14 protein-coding genes are annotated in these 15,858 nt (G+C 73.9%); 6 read left to right on the top strand and 8 right to left on the bottom strand.

Features of this window, described 5'->3' with window-relative positions:
* The first annotated feature begins 15 nt into the window (after positions 1-15).
* The 6 genes from ybaK (at position 16) to ACLQ20_RS05475 (ending at position 6,166) form a co-directional block, all read left to right on the top strand.
* Entirely contained in the window at positions 16-495 is a 480-nt protein-coding gene (gene ybaK / locus ACLQ20_RS05450; protein ID WP_327029568.1) for a Cys-tRNA(Pro) deacylase, read from the top strand.
* 193 nt (positions 496-688) lie between these two features.
* Entirely contained in the window at positions 689-1,786 is a 1,098-nt protein-coding gene (locus ACLQ20_RS05455) for a sugar ABC transporter substrate-binding protein (RefSeq protein WP_151456652.1), read from the top strand.
* Between the two features lie 105 nt (positions 1,787-1,891).
* Entirely contained in the window at positions 1,892-2,716 is an 825-nt protein-coding gene (locus ACLQ20_RS05460) for an ATP-binding cassette domain-containing protein (RefSeq protein ID WP_151456651.1), read from the top strand.
* Complete coding sequence (locus tag ACLQ20_RS05465; RefSeq protein ID WP_151456650.1) at positions 2,713-3,972, top strand: sugar ABC transporter permease; 1,260 nt, start codon at positions 2,713-2,715, stop codon at positions 3,970-3,972. The genes ACLQ20_RS05460 and ACLQ20_RS05465 overlap by 4 nt, the downstream gene beginning before the upstream one ends.
* Positions 3,973-4,000: 28 nt before the next feature.
* Entirely contained in the window at positions 4,001-5,182 is a 1,182-nt protein-coding gene (locus ACLQ20_RS05470; RefSeq protein ID WP_151456649.1) for an ROK family protein, read from the top strand.
* A 246-nt stretch (positions 5,183-5,428) separates the two neighbouring features.
* Positions 5,429-6,166, top strand: coding sequence for a DUF4142 domain-containing protein (locus tag ACLQ20_RS05475; protein WP_132230952.1), 738 nt, complete (start codon positions 5,429-5,431; stop codon positions 6,164-6,166).
* 659 nt (positions 6,167-6,825) lie between these two features.
* Here the strand turns inward: ACLQ20_RS05475 and ACLQ20_RS05480 are convergent.
* The 8 genes from ACLQ20_RS05480 to ACLQ20_RS05515 all read right to left on the bottom strand — a co-directional run bounded on the left by ACLQ20_RS05480 (position 6,826) and on the right by ACLQ20_RS05515 (position 15,829).
* Positions 6,826-8,406 (bottom strand): Na+/H+ antiporter, encoded by a 1,581-nt coding sequence (locus ACLQ20_RS05480; RefSeq protein WP_151455733.1) that lies wholly within the window; start codon positions 8,404-8,406, stop codon positions 6,826-6,828.
* A gap of 170 nt (positions 8,407-8,576) precedes the next feature.
* Positions 8,577-10,358, bottom strand: coding sequence for an ABC transporter ATP-binding protein (locus ACLQ20_RS05485; RefSeq protein ID WP_425854417.1), 1,782 nt, complete (start codon positions 10,356-10,358; stop codon positions 8,577-8,579).
* A complete protein-coding gene (locus ACLQ20_RS05490) occupies positions 10,358-12,058 on the bottom strand; it encodes an ABC transporter ATP-binding protein (RefSeq protein ID WP_425854419.1) in 1,701 nt (566 codons plus the stop codon). The genes ACLQ20_RS05485 and ACLQ20_RS05490 overlap by 1 nt, the downstream gene beginning before the upstream one ends.
* A 103-nt stretch (positions 12,059-12,161) precedes the next feature.
* Entirely contained in the window at positions 12,162-12,416 is a 255-nt protein-coding gene (locus tag ACLQ20_RS05495; protein WP_091627865.1) for a hypothetical protein, read from the bottom strand.
* 18 nt (positions 12,417-12,434) lie between these two features.
* On the bottom strand, positions 12,435-13,481 hold the full coding sequence (gene tsaD / locus ACLQ20_RS05500; protein ID WP_151455730.1) for a tRNA (adenosine(37)-N6)-threonylcarbamoyltransferase complex transferase subunit TsaD: 1,047 nt from the start codon (positions 13,479-13,481) through the stop codon (positions 12,435-12,437).
* Positions 13,474-13,929, bottom strand: coding sequence for a ribosomal protein S18-alanine N-acetyltransferase (rimI, locus tag ACLQ20_RS05505; RefSeq protein WP_425854826.1), 456 nt, complete (start codon positions 13,927-13,929; stop codon positions 13,474-13,476). The genes tsaD and rimI overlap by 8 nt, the downstream gene beginning before the upstream one ends.
* Before the next feature lie 120 nt (positions 13,930-14,049).
* Positions 14,050-14,727 carry a tRNA (adenosine(37)-N6)-threonylcarbamoyltransferase complex dimerization subunit type 1 TsaB gene (tsaB, locus tag ACLQ20_RS05510; protein ID WP_151455729.1) on the bottom strand — a complete coding sequence of 226 codons (678 nt, stop codon included), beginning with the start codon at positions 14,725-14,727 and terminating at the stop codon, positions 14,050-14,052.
* Positions 14,728-14,878: 151 nt separating this feature from the next.
* Positions 14,879-15,829, bottom strand: a complete 951-nt coding sequence (locus ACLQ20_RS05515) for a maleylpyruvate isomerase family mycothiol-dependent enzyme (RefSeq protein WP_425854421.1) — start codon at positions 15,827-15,829, stop codon at positions 14,879-14,881.
* Positions 15,830-15,858: the final 29 nt, after the last annotated feature.

Raw genomic sequence — 15,858 nt, forward strand, 5'->3', positions numbered from 1 at the left:
GTTAGCTTGACCGTCATGGCGGGACAGGGCACTCCGGCGACCGCGCTGCTGACCAAGCGGAAGATCGCCCACAGCACCCATCCGTACGACGTCTCCCCGGACGCGCCCCACTACGGCGCGCTGGTCGCGGCGGCCCTGGGGGTGCCGCCGGAGCGGGTCTTCAAGTCGCTGGTCGCCGAGGTCGACGGCGCGCTGACGGTGGCGGTCGTGCCGGTCACCGGCGAGCTGGACCTCAAGGCGCTCGCGGCGGCGGTCGGCGGCAAGCGGGCCGCCATGGCCGACCGGGCGGTCGCCGAACGGGCCACCGGCTACGTGCGCGGCGGGATCAGCCCGCTCGGCCAGCGCCGGCGGCTGCCCACGGTGCTCGACTCGTCGGCGCTCGACCATCCCACCGTCTACGTCTCGGCGGGCCGGCGCGGGCTTCAGCTCCAGCTCGACCCGCAGGATCTCGTCGCCCTCACCGGGGCGGTCACGGCCCCGCTGTCGGCCCGCTGAGCTGCACCGCTCCCGTCAGCCCCGAGAGAGCGCTCCCCGGTGGACGACGGCCGGGTGTCAGGGACGTTGCTGAATTGTTACTGCCGACAACAAACTCGCCACCTCGGCGCTCTTGTGCCCACGGCGCGAACCGGAATACGTTGCCGGACACAACAAACCAACATCATCCCCCACCCCCGAAAGGACCCTGCTGATGCGCAAGGGCTTCCTCACCTTCGCCGCCGTGGGCCTGCTGGCCGCCGGCGGCCTGACCGCCTGCGGCGACGACTCCGGTTCCGATGCCGGCGGCTCCACCGAGAAGAAGCCGAAGATCGGCGTGATCCTTCCGGACAGCAAGTCCTCCGCCCGCTGGGAGGGCGCGGACCGAAAGTTCCTGACGGAGGCGTTCCAGGCGGCCGGCGTCGACTTCGACATCCAGAACGCCCAGGGCGACAAGACGGCGTTCCAGACCATCGCCGACCAGATGATCACCAACGGCGTGACCGCCCTGATGATCGTCAACCTGGACTCCGGCACCGGCAAGGCCGTCCTCGACAAGGCGAAGTCCCAGGGCGTGGCGACCATCGACTACGACCGGCTCACGCTGGGCGGCTCGGCCACCTACTACGTCAGCTTCGACAACGAGGTCGTCGGCAAGCTCCAGGGCGAGGGCCTGAGCAAGTGCCTGACCGACAAGGGCGCCAAGAACCCGGTGGTGGCGTACCTCAACGGCTCCCCCACCGACAACAACGCCACCCTGTTCAAGAACGGGTACGACTCGGTGCTCAAGCCGAAGTTCGACTCGAAGGAGTACACCAAGGGCCCGGACCAGAACGTGCCGGAGTGGGACAACACCCAGGCGGCCACGATCTTCGAGCAGATGCTGACCCAGCAGCGGGGCAAGATCGACGGCGTGCTCGCCGCCAACGACGGCCTCGGCAACGCGGCCATCTCGGTGCTGAAGAAGAACAAGCTCAACGGCAAGGTCCCGGTGACCGGCCAGGACGCCACCCCGCAGGGCCTGCAGAACATCCTCTCCGGCGACCAGTGCATGACCGTCTACAAGGCGATCAAGGAGGAGGCTAAGGCCGCCTCGGACCTGGCCATCGCGGTCGCCAAGGGTGAGAAGAAGGAGACCGGCCAGACGGTCAAGGACCCGGAGGGCGGCCGGGACGTCCCGTCGGTCCTGCTGACCCCGAAGCTGATCTTCAAGGAGAACGTCAAGGACGTCATCGCCGACGGCTTCGTCACCAAGGACGAGGTCTGCGCCGGGGCGTACGCCAAGCTCTGCGCCGACGCCGGCATCAGCTGACCCGTACCCGATTCCACGCGCACGCCGCCCGGCACGGACCCTGTGCCGGGCGGCGGTTCGCGCCGGACGGGATCCGAGACCTCCCCTCCACCTGAAGGAGCCCCCGTGTCCGCAACCCCCCTGCTGGAACTACGCGGGATCGACAAGAGCTTCGGTCCCGTCCAGGTCCTGCGCGACGTCGCCTTCACCGCCCACCCGGGCGAGGTGACCGCGCTGGTCGGCGACAACGGCGCCGGCAAGTCGACCCTCGTCAAGTGCATCAGCGGCATCCACCCCACCGACGCCGGCGAGTTCCGCTTCGACGGCCGACCGGTGACCATCAACAGCCCCCGCGACGCCGCCGCGCTCGGCATCGAGGTCGTCTACCAGGACCTCGCGCTCTGCGACAACCTCGACATCGTGCAGAACATGTTCCTCGGCCGGGAGAAGCGCAGCGGCATCGTGCTCGACGAGCCGACCATGGAGCAGATGGCCGCCGACACCCTCGCCGGGCTCAGCGTACGGACCGTGAAGTCGCTGCGGCAGCACGTCTCCAGCCTCTCCGGCGGCCAGCGCCAGACCGTCGCGATCGCCAAGGCCGTGCTCTGGAACAGCAAGCTCGTCATCCTCGACGAGCCGACCGCCGCGCTGGGCGTCGCGCAGACCGCCCAGGTGCTCGAACTGGTCCGCCGGCTCGCCGACAACGGCCTCGCCGTGGTGCTCATCTCGCACAACATGAACGACGTCTTCGCCGTCTCCGACCGGATCGCCGCGCTCTACCTCGGCCAGATGGTCGCCCAGGTGAAGACCACCGACATCACCCACTCGCAGGTGGTCGAGCTGATCACCGCCGGTCGCTCCGGCGGGCTCGGGCTCGCCGCCGAGCCGACCAACGGCGGCAACGGGAACGGCGCAGGGCCGGCCGGCAGCAACTCAGGAGGCGTCCGATGACCACCACCGTCGTGCACAAGGACGGCCCGGCGGCCGTCACACCGCCGGCCACCCTCGCCAGCCACGTCCGCAACTACGTCGGTCGGGTCCGTGGCGGCGACATCGGGGCGCTGCCCGCCGTACTCGGCCTGGTCGTGCTCTGCACGGTCTTCTCGATCATGCAGCCGACGTTCCTCAGCGCCGGCAACTTCGCCAACCTGTTCACCCAGGGCGCCGCGGTCACGCTGATCGCCATGGGGCTGGTCTTCGTCCTGCTGCTCGGCGAGATCGACCTCTCCGCCGGCTTCGCCAGCGGCGTCTGCGCCGCCATCCTCGCCAACGTGGTCACCGTGCTCGGCTACCCGTGGTACGTGGCCGTGATCGCCGCGATCGTCACCGGCGTGGCGATCGGCACCACCCTCGGCTTCCTCGTCGCGAAGATCGGCATCCCGTCGTTCGTGGTGACCCTCGCCGGGTTCCTCGCCTTCCAGGGCATCGTGCTGATGCTGATGGAGGAGGGCGCCAACATCTCGGTGCGCGACGAGGTGCTGGTGGCCATCGCCAACCGCAACCTCCCGCCCGTCCTGGGCTGGCTGCTGGCCGCGGTGGCGGTCGCCGGCTACGCGGCCGTGCAACTGCTCCGGCACCGTACGCGGGTCGCCCGGGGTCTGGTCACCGACCCGATCGCGGTGGTCTTCGCCCGCATCGGCGGGCTGGCGCTCGTCCTCGGCGTCGCGGTCTTCATCCTCAACCTGGAGCGCAGCCGCAACGTCGTGATCAGCTCGCTCAAGGGCGTGCCGATCGTGGTGCCGATCATCGCGGTGCTGCTGGTCTTCTGGACCTTCGTGCTCCAGCGCACCAGCTACGGCCGGCACGTCTACGCGGTGGGCGGCAACAAGGAGGCGGCGCGCCGCGCCGGCATCAACGTGGACCGCATCCGCATCTCGGTCTTCGTGATCTGCTCCTCGATGGCGGCCGTCGGCGGCATCGTCGCCGCCAGCCGGGCCAACTCGGTGGACCCCAACACAGGCGGCAGTGATGTACTGCTCTACGCGGTCGGCGCGGCCGTCATCGGAGGCACCAGCCTCTTCGGCGGCAAGGGCCGGGTGCTGGACGCCGTCCTCGGTGGCGCGGTCGTCGCGGTCATCGACAACGGGATGGGCCTGATGGGATACAGCTCGGGGGTGAAGTACGTGGTCACCGGCGTGGTGCTGCTGCTCGCCGCGAGCGTGGACGCGTTCTCCCGCCGGCGTTCCACCGCCACCGGCAACCGCTGACCGCGCGGCACCGGAAGTGACGACGGCGATGCGCGCAGGACCGAGCCAGGACGAGATCCGCCGGCAGAACCTGGGCGCGTTGCTGCGGTACGTGCACGTGCACGGGGCCACCACCCGTGCCGAGCTCACCACCACGCTGGGGCTCAACCGCAGCACCATCGGCGCGCTGACCGCCGACCTGGCCGGCGCCGGGCTGGTCAGCGAGGGGACGCCGAAGGAGACCGGTCGGGCCGGGCGACCGTCGCTGGTCGTCCGGCCCGAGTCGGACCGGGTGCACGCGTACGCGTACAGCATCGAGGTGGACCGGCTGCGCGCCGCGCGGATCGGTCTCGGCGGCGCGGTGCTCGACCGCCGGGAGCTGGACCGCCCCCGGGGTCTGACCGCCGCGGAGGCCGCCCCGCTGCTGGCCGGGGCGGTCAAGGACATGCAGCAGAGCGCGCCGGCGGACGCCGTCTGCGTCGGCGCGGGCGTCGCGGTGTGCGGCATGGTCCGCCGCGACGACGGGCTGGTCCGGCTGGGCCCGACCACCGGATGGGTGGACGAGCCGATCGGCGCGGCGCTCGGCGCCGAGCTGGGCTGCGACGTGCCGGTCACGGTCGGCAACGTGGCCGACGTGGCGGCCTTCGCCGAGCACGCCCGGGGCGCGGCGGCCGGCTGTGACAACGTCATCTACCTGTACGGGGACGTGGGCGTCGGCGCCGGCATCATCGCCGGTGGGCGGCGGCTGACCGGGCACGGCGGCTACGGCGGCGAGGTCGGCCACATGGTGGTCGTCCGCGACGGCGCGCCCTGCGAGTGCGGCTCCCGGGGCTGCTGGGAGACCGAGATCGGCGAGCACGCGCTGCTGCGCGCGGCCGGCCGCTCCGACGCGCGGGGCCGCGACGCGCTGCTAGCCGTCTTCGACGCCGCCGACCGGGGCGACCTGCGGGCGCAGACGGCGGTACGCCAGGCCGGCGACTGGCTCGGCTTCGGGGTGGCCAACCTGGTGAACATCTTCAACCCGGAGATGGTCATCTTCGGCGGCGGCATGCGGGACCTCTACCTCGCGGCAGCGGCACAGGTGCGCAGCCGGCTCAACTCGATGGCCCTGCCGGCCTGCCTGGAGCACGTCCGGCTGCGCACCCCGAAACTCGGCGACGACGCGGCGCTGATCGGCGCCGCCGAACTGGCCTTCGAGCGCCTGCTGGCGGACCCCCTCGACGTCGGCTGACCGGCCCCGCCCCGCCCGCCCCGCCACCTGCCCCGTCCCGTGCGGTGCCGTGCCGTGCCGTGCCGTGCCGTGCCGTGCCGTGCCGTGCCGTGCCGTGCCGACGAATGGTGAACGGGTGCCGGAGCCGGTGGGCCGGTCCGGTGAACCGATCGGTCGGTCCGTCCGTACCAGTGCGCGGACGGGCGAAGGCGGAGGCGTCGCCCGGCCCGGACTCGTTTCGGACCGGACCGAGGAGACAGCACGGACATGACACCGCTCAGATCCGCCCGTCGCCGACAGGGACACCGCAGCAGTCGCCTGGCGGCGCTGCTCGTCACGATCGCCGCCGGGCTCGGGGTGCTGCCCGGCGTGGCCGTCGCCGCGCCGGGCGGTCAACAGCTCAACGCGGCCGACGCCGCCCTGCTCAACGGGGTACGCCTGGCCGGTCTCTGGGAGATGCCGGCCGGGCAGCTGGCCGCCGACAAGGGGCAGAGCGCGAAGGTGCGCGAGATCGGCGCCGGCATCGCCACCGAGCACGAGGAACTGGACCGGCTCACGGTCGAGGCGGCCAACAAGCTCGGAGCGAGCATCCCGAGCGACCCGACGGCCGAGCAGAAGGGCTGGCTGACGGAGATGCAGAACGCCTCCGGCGCCCGCTTCGACCAGATCTTCGTCACCCGGCTCCGGGTCGCCCACGGCAAGATCTTCCCGGTCATCGGGGCGGTCCGCGCCAGCACCCGCGATCCGGTGATCCGCAAGCTCGCCGACGACGCCAACCGGTTCGTCCTGCACCACATGCAGATGCTGGAGAGCACCGGGCTGGTGCGCTGGCCGGAACTGCCGCCGGCCGCCCTGCCCGCCCCCGGCGACGACGGCCTGCTCGCCGCCGCCTCCGCCAACTCCGGCCCGCCGATCGGGGTCAGCAGCACGGTGGTCTGGCTGGTCTTCCTCGCCGCGCTCGGCACGGGAGGCGTCGCCACGTACCGCATCCTGCGCCGCACCTGACCACGGCGGTCCTCCCGGCGGCCACGGGCCGGGAGGCCGTCGAACCGCAGGGAATCCTGCCGCTGGCGGCCTGGCGGCCTGGCGTGCGGCGGCCTGGCGGCTGGGCGGTGTGGCTGCCTGGCTGCTCGTGGCCCTGCTTTCACAGCCCTGCCGTCCGCAGCCGCCCACCGTCGTTACTTTCGGTGATCGTCAGGGGTGTCACGCCGTCGCCACCGGGCACCCGCCTCGGCCCCTTTGCTCTGCAGCCATCCACGCACCAGCTACGGACGGTGGCTGGTGCGTCGGCGGCTGCAGAGCAAAGGGGGCGTGAGGGCATTCGGCCGGCTCGGCGATCGCGAGAAGAAACCGCTGGTCAGCCTGACTAAGCGCTGAAACGAGGCCGCTCACGCTTGGAAGCCAGGCAAATTCGACTACCGTGCGTGACATTAGCGGCCCTTAGCGAGCATCGTCACGGTGAGTTACCGGCAACGGGATCCGCTCAGCGGTCGGCTGCGTGCCGGCACGACGGCGCGGCCCGCGGGCCCACACGCCCGGCACGCCCGCGCGCCCCGCACACCCGGCAGGCCCGCGCGCCCCGCACACCCGGCAGGCCCGCACGCCCGGCCCGCACGCACGCCCGGCCCGCCCGCACGCACGGCCGGCGCGACGGGCGGCCACGGCTACTCGTTGACCTCCGGGCCCAGCAGGCGAATCTCCTCGATGTCGAGGACGGCCTGCAGCTCCCGCAGGACGATGTCGTCGATCTCGTTCGTGTCCCGCAGCCTGGTGATCTCGCGCCGCTTGTGTTCGAGCACGGCCAGCCGCAGTCGCCGGTCGAGGTCCCGGGCCTGCTCCGCCGACCGGCTCTCCTCGTCGGTGGAGCGGACGTCGTCGAGGTGCTGCTCGTAGTCCGCCCGGATCCGGTCGACCGCGTCCGGCGCCGCGCCGAGCCGGTCCGCGACCTCGGGGAGCACCGCCAGCGCGGCCTCGGTGGCCCGCATCCGGGCCAGCCGCAGCTCGCCGACCCGCCGGGTGTCGCCGACCAGACCCGCCCACCCGACGACGGCGGGCAGCGTGGTGCCCTGGATCAGCATCGTCAGCAGGATGACCACGGCGGTGGTGAAGATGATCAGGTCACGCTCGTGCACACGGGTGCCGGCGGGCGTGGTCACCGGCACCGCGAGGGCGGCCGCGAGGGAGACCGCGCCCCGGAACCCCGCCCACCCGGCCGCCGTGCGCACCCGCCAGTCGACCCGCTCGTCCTGCTCCGCCGCCCGGCGATCGACGACGAGAAAGGCGAACGCCGCCAGGTGGACCCACACCATCCGGGTCAGCACGACCACGCCTGTCACCACCACCGCGATGACCAGCGCCCGCATCACCGACAGGCTGGTCACGTCGCGCAGGGCGCGCGGGATCTGCATCCCCAGGAGCACGAAGAGTCCGCCGTTGATCAGGAACGTGGCGAGGTCCCAGAAGCCGTACGCCAGCACCCGGGAGCGGGCCCGGATGACCCGGGGGGCGGCGTACGCCAGCACGAGGCCCGCGACCACCACCGCCAGGACGCCACTGGCGTGCACGAGCTCGGCGAGGAGGAACGCGACGAACGGCGTGAGGACGCTCAGCGCGCCCTCGCGCAGCGGGTCGTCGAGCCGCCGCCGGAGCAGGATCACCGCCCAGCCGACCAGCAGGCCGGCGGCGATGCCACCGGTCGACGCGAGGACGAACCGCTCGGTCAGCCCGAGCAATCCCGGCTCGGTGCCGCCCACGATCAGGCCCAACCCGACGGAGAAGAGCACCAGCGCGGTGCCGTCGTTGATCAGGCTCTCCGCGTGCAGGGTGGTCAGGATCCGGCGTGGCATCCGCTTGGCCAGGCCGGCGACCGCCGCCGCGTCGGTCGGCGCGAGCACCGCGCCGAGCACCCAGGCGGCGGCCGGGTCCACGCCGAACCGCTGCACGACGAGCGACACCGCGACCATCGTCGCCACCACCAGCCCCACCGCGAGCAACGCGATCGCGAGCAGGTTCGTGCGGATCTCGCGCAGGCTGGTGGTGATGCTCTCCTTGTAGAGGATCGCCGGCAGGAACAGCAGCAGCACCACGTCGGGCTCCAGCACCACGTGGGACAGCGGCGGCAGGAGCGCGAGCAGCGCGCCCATCGTGATGAGCAGGACCGGGGGCGCCACGCTGTACCGTCCGCCGAGGGTCGTGCCTACCAGCACCGTGACGCCCAGCACCACGATCAGTTCGAGACCGCCCACGTCGCACCCCCGTCACCGGCCGACGGCACGGTGACGGGTACGCGCCGGTCGCCTGCCGCTCCACCATCGTGGTACGGCGGTCCGGCGCGGCACCCTCGAACCCGGAAACAGACAACATGCCCGCCGGTGTCGACGGCGGCGGCCTCGGGCACGGCACGCCGCGCGGCGCCTCAGGAGCCGGTGCCGTGCCAGGAGCGCCAGAGGGCCGCGTAGGAGCCGTCGGCCGCGACCAGTTCGTCGTGCGAGCCGATCTCGGCGATCCGGCCGTCCTCCACCACCGCCACCCGGTCGGCGTCGTGCGCCGAGAAGAGGCGGTGCGCGATGGCCACGACCGTACGGCCCTGGAGAACGGCCGCGAGGGACCGCTCCAGGTGCCGGGCGGCGCGGGGGTCGATCAGCGAGGTGGCCTCGTCCAGCACCAGGGTGTGCGGGTCGGCCAGCACCAGCCTCGCCAGCGCCAACTGCTGCGCCTGCGCGGGCGACAACGGGTGCCCGCCGGCGCCGACCACGGTGTCCAGCCCGTCCGGCAGCCCGTCGGCCCACTCCGACGCGTCGACGGCGGCCAGCGCCGACCGCACGGCCGCCTCGTCGGCGCCCGGTCGCACCATCGCCACGTTCTCCCGCAGCGTGCCGATGAAGACGTGGTGCTCCTGGGTTACCAGGGCGACGTGCGTACGCAACTCGGACAGGGGCAGCTCGTCGAGTCGCCGACCGGCCACCGTGACCGAGCCGGTACGGGGCGCGTGCACCCCGGCGAGCAGCCGGCCGAGCGTGGACTTGCCGGCGCCCGACGGGCCCACCATGGCCAGCTTCTCTCCCGGCTCCGGCAGCAGGGTCACCCCGTGCAGCACGTCCCGGCCCTCCCGGTACGCGTACCGGACGTCCCTGGCGGCGAGCCGCCGCTCCCCCGGTGGCGGAGGATCGGGCGGGCCCGCAGAGCCCGCGGCGGGCCGGGTCGGGGAGCCGGCCGGCGGGTCGGCGCCGGCCACCCCGAGCAGGCGCGCCATGGAGGCGCCGCCGACCTGCAACTCGTCCAGCCAGGAGAGCAGCCGGTCGACCGGGTCGATCAACGCCTGCACGTAGAGCGTGGCGGCGGTGACCTCGCCGAGGCTCACCCAGCCCTTCAGGTGGAACCAGCCGCCGATGATCAACGTGGCCACCACCGGCAGCACGTAGCCGATCTCGGCGATCGGGAAGAACACCGTGCGCAGCCGCAGGGTGTAGCGCTCGGCCGCGTACGACCGGCGGATGTCGGCGTCGGTGCGGGCCCGGCGGCGCGCCTGCTGCCGCAGCGCCTCCGTGGTCCGCGAACCCTCGACGGTCTCGCTGATGCCGTCGGTGATGTCGGAGTAGGCGGCGTTCTCCCGCAGGTAGCCGGCAGGCGCGCGGCGCAGGTACCAGCGGGTGCCGGCCCACAGCAGCGGCACCGCGAGCAGGCAGGGCAGCGCGAACAGCGGGTCGACCAGGAGCAGCGCGCCGACGATGAAGCAGCCGGTGACGACGGCGATCAGCGTCTCCGGCACCGCGAACCGGACCGTCCGCGACAGCGCCGAGACGTCCCGGGACGTCCTGGTGAGCAGGTCGCCCGTGCCGGCCCGTTCCACGGTGGCCAGCGGCAGCGCCAGGATCCGGTCGACGAACTCCTCGCGCAGCTCGGCCAGCACCCGCTCGCCGAGCCGGGCCGACGCCAGGTGGGCGAAGCGGACCAGCACCGACTGCACCAGCACGAACCCGGCGATCAGCAGGGCGATCCGGTCCACGGTGACGCCGGACGTGCCGCGGGAGATCCCCTCGACCAGGTCGCCGAGCAGCCACGGCGCGACCAGGCCGGCGGCGGCGGCCAGCGCGTGCAGGCCGAGCGCGGCTCCGAGCGCCCTCGGATGCCGGCGGGCCAGCGTGCGGGCGTAGCGGCGCACCTGGCGCCCGTCGGCGACCGGCAGGGCGGTGGCCATCAGTCCTCCCCCCGGCTGACCGTCGCCCGGTAGCGCGGCTCGCCGTCGAGCAGTGCGGTGTGCGACCCCTCGGCCACCACCTTGCCGTCCTCCACGAAGATCACGTGGTCGGCGCGGTGCAGCACGAGCGGGCTGGTGGTGCAGACCAGGGTGGTCCGGCCCGCCCGGGCGGCGCCGAGCCGGTCCGCGATGCGGGCCTCGGTGTGCGCGTCCACGGCGCTGGTCGGCTCCACCAGCAGCAGGATCTCCGGGTCGGCGACCAGCGCCCGGGCCAGCCGCAGCCGCTGCTGCTGGCCGCCGGAGAACTCCCGGCCGCGCTCGGCGACCGCGCTGTCCAGCCCCGCCGGCAGGGCCTCGACGATGTCGGTGGCGCTCGCCGCCGTCAGCGCCGCTTCGAGCGTCACGTCGTCGGCCCGGTCGCGCGGGTCCAGCTCCGCGCGGAGCGGGCCGGTGAACAGGTGCGCGTCGTTGTCGGCCACCAGGATCCGCTCCCGCACCGTCGCCAGCGCCACCTCCCGCAGCGGTACGCCGTGCAGCGTCGCGTCCGAGTCGACGTACCGGCCGAGGCGGTCCACGACCGCCGCCGCGTCCTCGGGGGCGGTGGCGGCGAGCGCGGTGAACCGGCCCGGCCGTACCGTCACGCCGGAGGCCACGTCGACCAGCTCGCCGGGGCCGTCCGGCAGGGCGGTCGGGCGGGCCGGGTCGAGCAGTTCCGGGGTGAGCCGCAGCAGCCGCACCACCCGCCGGGCGGCGACGTGCCCCCGGGTCAGCTTGTCCACCGCCTCGGTGAGCTGCCGCAGCGGGCTGACCAGGAACGCCGTGTAGCCGTAGAACGCCACCAGCTCACCGGCGCTGATCTCGCCGCGCAGCGCGAACCGGGCGCCCAGCCAGGTGACCAGCACCAGGAACGCCCCCGGGAGCAGCACCTGGGCCGCCTCCAGCAGCGACTCGACGCGGGCCACCCGCAGGCCGTCGGCGCGCAGCGCCTGCGACCGCGACCGGTAGCGGGCGGAGAGCACCGGCTCGCCGCCGACGCCGCGCAGCACCCGCAGCCCGGAGACGATGTCGCCGGCCCGGGCGGTCAGCGCCCCCTCCGAGTCCCGGTACGCCTGCTGCTGCCGGTGCAGCGGCCGGATGAGCAGCCCGACGACCGCCATCAGCAGCGGCACCCCGAGCACCACGACCAGTCCGAGCGGCACGGAGGCGCCGAGCAGGAGCACCCCGACGGTCACGATCGCCACGATCGCGCCGGTGCCCCGGGCGGTGATGTCGATGGCCGCACCGATCTGGCTGATGTCGGCCGTACCGATGCTCACCACCTCGCCGGCGGACACCCGCCGGGGCAGCGCGGCGCCGAGCCGGTTCGCCGCGCCCACGGTCAACTGCACCGTCCGGTACGCCCCGGCGAGGAAGTTGTGCACCGCGCAGTAGTGCCGCAGGATCCCCGCGGCCGCCTGGAACACGCCCAGCCCGAGCAGCACCAGCCCCCAGGTGAGCAGCGCCTCCTCGTCGCGGCGGGTGAGCCCGTCGACGGCCCGGCCGACGGCCGCCGGCACCAGCGCCTGGGCGACCATCCAGACGACGCCCAGCAGGATGCCGACGGTGAGCAGCGCCTTGTGCCGCCCGGCCAGCCACACGAGGTAGCGGGTCGCCGAGCGGATGTCGGGTACGCCGGGGTCACCGGCCGGTGAGAAGCGCATGGCCCACCGACGCTAGGTGGCGGGCCGGTCACCCCGCCAACCAATTACCGCCTCGGCGTGCCGTGGCTCACGTGTCCTCCGCCCTCGGCCGGCCGGCCCGGGCTCAGCGGTCGACCTGCGTGAAGTCCCAGGAGTGCGGCGGGCGGGCCAGCAGCGTCGCCGGGGGCTCCGGCAGCGGACGCGGGTTGCTGCGCCACTTGGAGATGACCACCACCCGGTGGTCGGTGGAGGAGAACACCTCGCTGGACAGGTGCATCGGGTCGTGCTCGAACTCGGGCAGCGCGGTGTCGCACACCCAGGTGATCAGGTCCGCGGCGCCGTACGGCTCCGCCCGCGCCTCCCACATCCGCACGATCACGTCAGCCATCCTCGGGGTTCAGACGCTGACTGTCGTCAGCGGCATGGCGGAGTCGGCGGGCAGGTCCAGCCGGCTCGGCGCGACACCCGAGGCGACCAGGTGCGAGCCGAGGGCGGCGACCATCGCGCCGTTGTCCGTACAGAGCCCGGGTCGGGGCACCCGGACCCTGATGCCGTACGCGGCGGCGCGGTCCTCGGCCATCACCCGCAGCCGGGAGTTGGCCGCCACGCCCCCGCCGATCACCAGCGTCTCGACGCCGGTGGACCGGCAGGCGTCCAGCGCCTTGCGTACCAGCACGTCGCAGACCGCCTCCTGGAAGGACGCGGCCACGTCGGCGACGGGCACCGGCTCGCCGGCGCGCTGCCGCGCCTCGACCCACCGGGCCACCGCCGTCTTCAGTCCGGAGAAGGAGAAGTCGTAGCGGTGGGCGGCGAGGTCCTTGGGGGCGGTCAGGCCGCGCGGGAAGCCGATGGCCGCCGGGTCGCCGGCCCGGGCCTCCCGGTCGATGTACGGGCCGCCGGGGAACGGCAGCCCGAGCAGCCGGGCCACCTTGTCGAACGCCTCGCCGGCCGCGTCGTCGATGGTGGCGCCGAGCGGGGTGACGCCCCGGGCCAGGTCGTCGACGAGCAGCAGGGAGGAGTGCCCGCCGGAGACCAGCAGGGCGATCGCCGGCTCGGGCAGCGGGCCGTGTTCCAGGGTGTCCACGGCGACGTGCGCGGCGAGGTGGTTGACGCCGTAGACCGGCTTCTCGGCGGCGAGCGCGTAGCCCTTCGCGGCGGCCACCCCCACCAGCAGCGCGCCGGCCAGCCCCGGGCCGGAGGTGACCGCGATCGCGTCGATGTCGGCGAGGGTCACCCCCGCCTCCTTCAACGCCCGGTCCATGGTCGGCACGATGGCCTCCAGGTGGGCCCGGCTGGCCACCTCGGGCACCACGCCGCCGAAGCGGGCGTGCTGCTCGACGCTGGAGGCGAGCGCGTCGGCCAGCAGGGTGTGCCCGCGTACGATGCCGACCCCGGTCTCGTCGCAGGAGGTCTCGATGCCGAGGACCAGGGGTTCGTCAGTCATCGCTCACATCCTGCGTGCGCTGCATGACCAGCGCGTCGGTGTTGCTCGGTTGGTAGTAGCCGCGCCGCACGCCGATCGGCTCGAAGCCGTACGTCGCGTAGAGCTTCTGGGCAGGGGCGTTGTCCGCCGCGACCTCCAGCAGGACGCTGCGGACGCCGAGCCGGGCGGCCTCGGCGAGCAGCGCCTCCAGCAGGAGCCGGCCGACGCCGCGCCGCTGGGCGTCCCGGCGCACCGCGACGTTCTGCACCCACGCCTCGTCGGGCGGGGCCACGGCGAGCCCGGCGTAGCCGAGCAGGTCGCCGTCGTCGCCGGTGGCGACCAGGTAGAAGTGCCCGTTGGCCAGCTCGTTCCAGAACATCGCCGCCGACCACTGCTCGGCGCCGAACAGGTCCGCCTCGATCGGCAGCACCTCGTCGACGTGCCACCACCGGAACCGCTCCAGCCGCACGCTCACGGCAACACCTCGGCTCGCGACTGCGGGGCTCGCAAACCCGGCTCACTCCTCGCGCTCACGGCGCCACCTCGGCTCGCGACTGCGGGGCTCGCAAACCCGGCTCACTCCTCGCGCTCACGGCAGCACCGGCTTGCGGGCCGTCGCCGCCACGGCGTCCGGGCGGCGCAGGTAGAGCGGGGTGAGCGCCTCCGAAGGGGCGCCGGCCCGGATGCGCTCGGCGGCCAGGGTCGCCAGCACGGCCGCGTCCGGGTAGCGGGGCTCGTCCCGCACGGGCAGGCCCAGCGCGTCCGCGTACCGGTGCGCGCCGTCGCCGACCGCGGCAGTGACGGCCAGACCGCGGGCGCGCTCGGCGGCGACCGCCGGCGCGGACACCTCCGGGCCGACGATCCGTTGGCCCGCGCCGTCGTAGACCGCCCAGTAGATCTCCCGGCGGCGCGCGTCGCTCGCCGCCAGCACCGGCTCGCCGGCGGCCGCCGGGTGACCGATGGCGTCCAGCGAGCAGACACCGTACGTCGGGACGCCCAGCACCTGGCCGATGGTGGCGGCGGTGACCAGCCCCACCCGCAGCCCGGTGAACGGGCCGGGGCCGAGCCCGGCGACGATCGCGCCCAGGTCGGCCGGGCGGGCGCCGGCCTCGGTGAGCACGGCGTCGACCTGCGGCGCGAGCAGTTCACCGTGGGCGCGGGCGTCGACCGTGCAGCGGTGCGCGCGGGTCGCGACACCGTCCGCCGCGACCGCCACCAGCGCCGCGGTCACCGCGGGGGTCGAGCTGTCCACCACCAGTACGAGCACGGTGAGCCAGCCTAGTCGCCCCTGCGGTCACCCCCGGTCACGCCCCGGCCGGGTGGGACGAGCAGCGAGGCCGACGGCGCGGGCGGCGGGCCGGGAACCGGGGACCGGTGGCACGGGCGACGGGACCGGCGGGCGGGACGAACGGCCGGGGTCAACTCGGGGTGCGGAACTTGCGCAGGAAGGCCGGCAGCAGCCAGGGGCGCCGCCCGCTGACGCGCACCTTGCCGGTGAGCAGCGCCCGGGCGCGGCTGACCCGGCCGAACATCATCAGGTTGAGTGTGCCGGGGTCGTGGTCGATCCGGGCGTCCGCCCGTGCTCCGGGGTCGGCGAACGTCATCCGCCCCCGGTGCAGCAGGAGCCGGACCGGGGCCGCGTACGCCGAGCGGAACTCGACCACGACGGGGCGTTCGCTCGGCGGCGCGCCGCCGTCGATGAGCCGCCCGTAGCCGTGCCGGACCACGCCGGCCACGAACAGCTCCATGAACAGCGCGGCGTCCCGGCCGGGGAGCGACCACGGCCGCCCGGCGACGCGGGCGACGTCGTGACCGTGGATGAGCAGCTCGTTGACCAGGTGCGCGCAGAGGCCGGCGAGGGGCACCCGGGCCCCGCCGAGCCAGGGCACCGTCTCGTCGGGGCGCTGCCCCTCGCAGACCGCCAGGAGCCGCCCGACGTCGGCCCGCAACCGGTCGGCCAGGGCCTGCGGCTCGCGCTCGGTGAGGTGCCGCAGCAGCACGTCGTTGAAGTCCGCCACCGTGTCGACGGTGACGTCCGGGAGCTGGCGGTGCAGACCCGGCACCGGCAGCGGCGGATGGTCCGGGTCCACGAGGCACGCGTAGTACCACGCCAGGGAGCCCACGTGGGCCAGCGTGTCGGCCACCGACCAGTGGGCGGTGGCCATGGCCTCGGGTGGGGTGGCGCGGACCAGGTCGAGGAAGCGGTCCGTCTGCTCCGCCAGCGCCGTCCGCGCCACCCGCCACCGCTGTTCGCTGACCGTCGCCGCCATCGCCGCCTCCCGGCTCGCGTCGCTGCTCGGCGAGGTCGGCACCGCCACGGCGTACGCGCCGACCGACCGCTCGCAGCACAGGCTACAACGGACGGTCACCGCGCGGTGACCGCGAAAGTGCGCAGCTG

The sequence above is a fragment of the Micromonospora sp. DT46 genome (assembly GCF_049841735.1).
Taxonomy (GTDB): Bacteria; Actinomycetota; Actinomycetes; order Mycobacteriales; family Micromonosporaceae; genus Micromonospora; species Micromonospora reichwaldensis.

What these genes read in the sequence shown, in the direction of transcription:
- ACLQ20_RS05490 (WP_425854419.1), bottom strand. Translation starts at nt 12,058, where the DNA reads ATGCGCTTCTCACCGGCCGGTGACCCCGGCGTACCCGACATCCGCTCG.
- ACLQ20_RS05455 (WP_151456652.1), top strand. Translation starts at nt 689, where the DNA reads ATGCGCAAGGGCTTCCTCACCTTCGCCGCCGTGGGCCTGCTGGCCGCC.
- ACLQ20_RS05470 (WP_151456649.1), top strand. Translation starts at nt 4,001, where the DNA reads ATGCGCGCAGGACCGAGCCAGGACGAGATCCGCCGGCAGAACCTGGGC.
- ACLQ20_RS05465 (WP_151456650.1), top strand. Translation starts at nt 2,713, where the DNA reads ATGACCACCACCGTCGTGCACAAGGACGGCCCGGCGGCCGTCACACCG.
- tsaD (WP_151455730.1), bottom strand. Translation starts at nt 13,481, where the DNA reads ATGACTGACGAACCCCTGGTCCTCGGCATCGAGACCTCCTGCGACGAG.
- ACLQ20_RS05475 (WP_132230952.1), top strand. Translation starts at nt 5,429, where the DNA reads ATGACACCGCTCAGATCCGCCCGTCGCCGACAGGGACACCGCAGCAGT.
- ybaK (WP_327029568.1), top strand. Translation starts at nt 16, where the DNA reads ATGGCGGGACAGGGCACTCCGGCGACCGCGCTGCTGACCAAGCGGAAG.
- ACLQ20_RS05485 (WP_425854417.1), bottom strand. Translation starts at nt 10,358, where the DNA reads ATGGCCACCGCCCTGCCGGTCGCCGACGGGCGCCAGGTGCGCCGCTAC.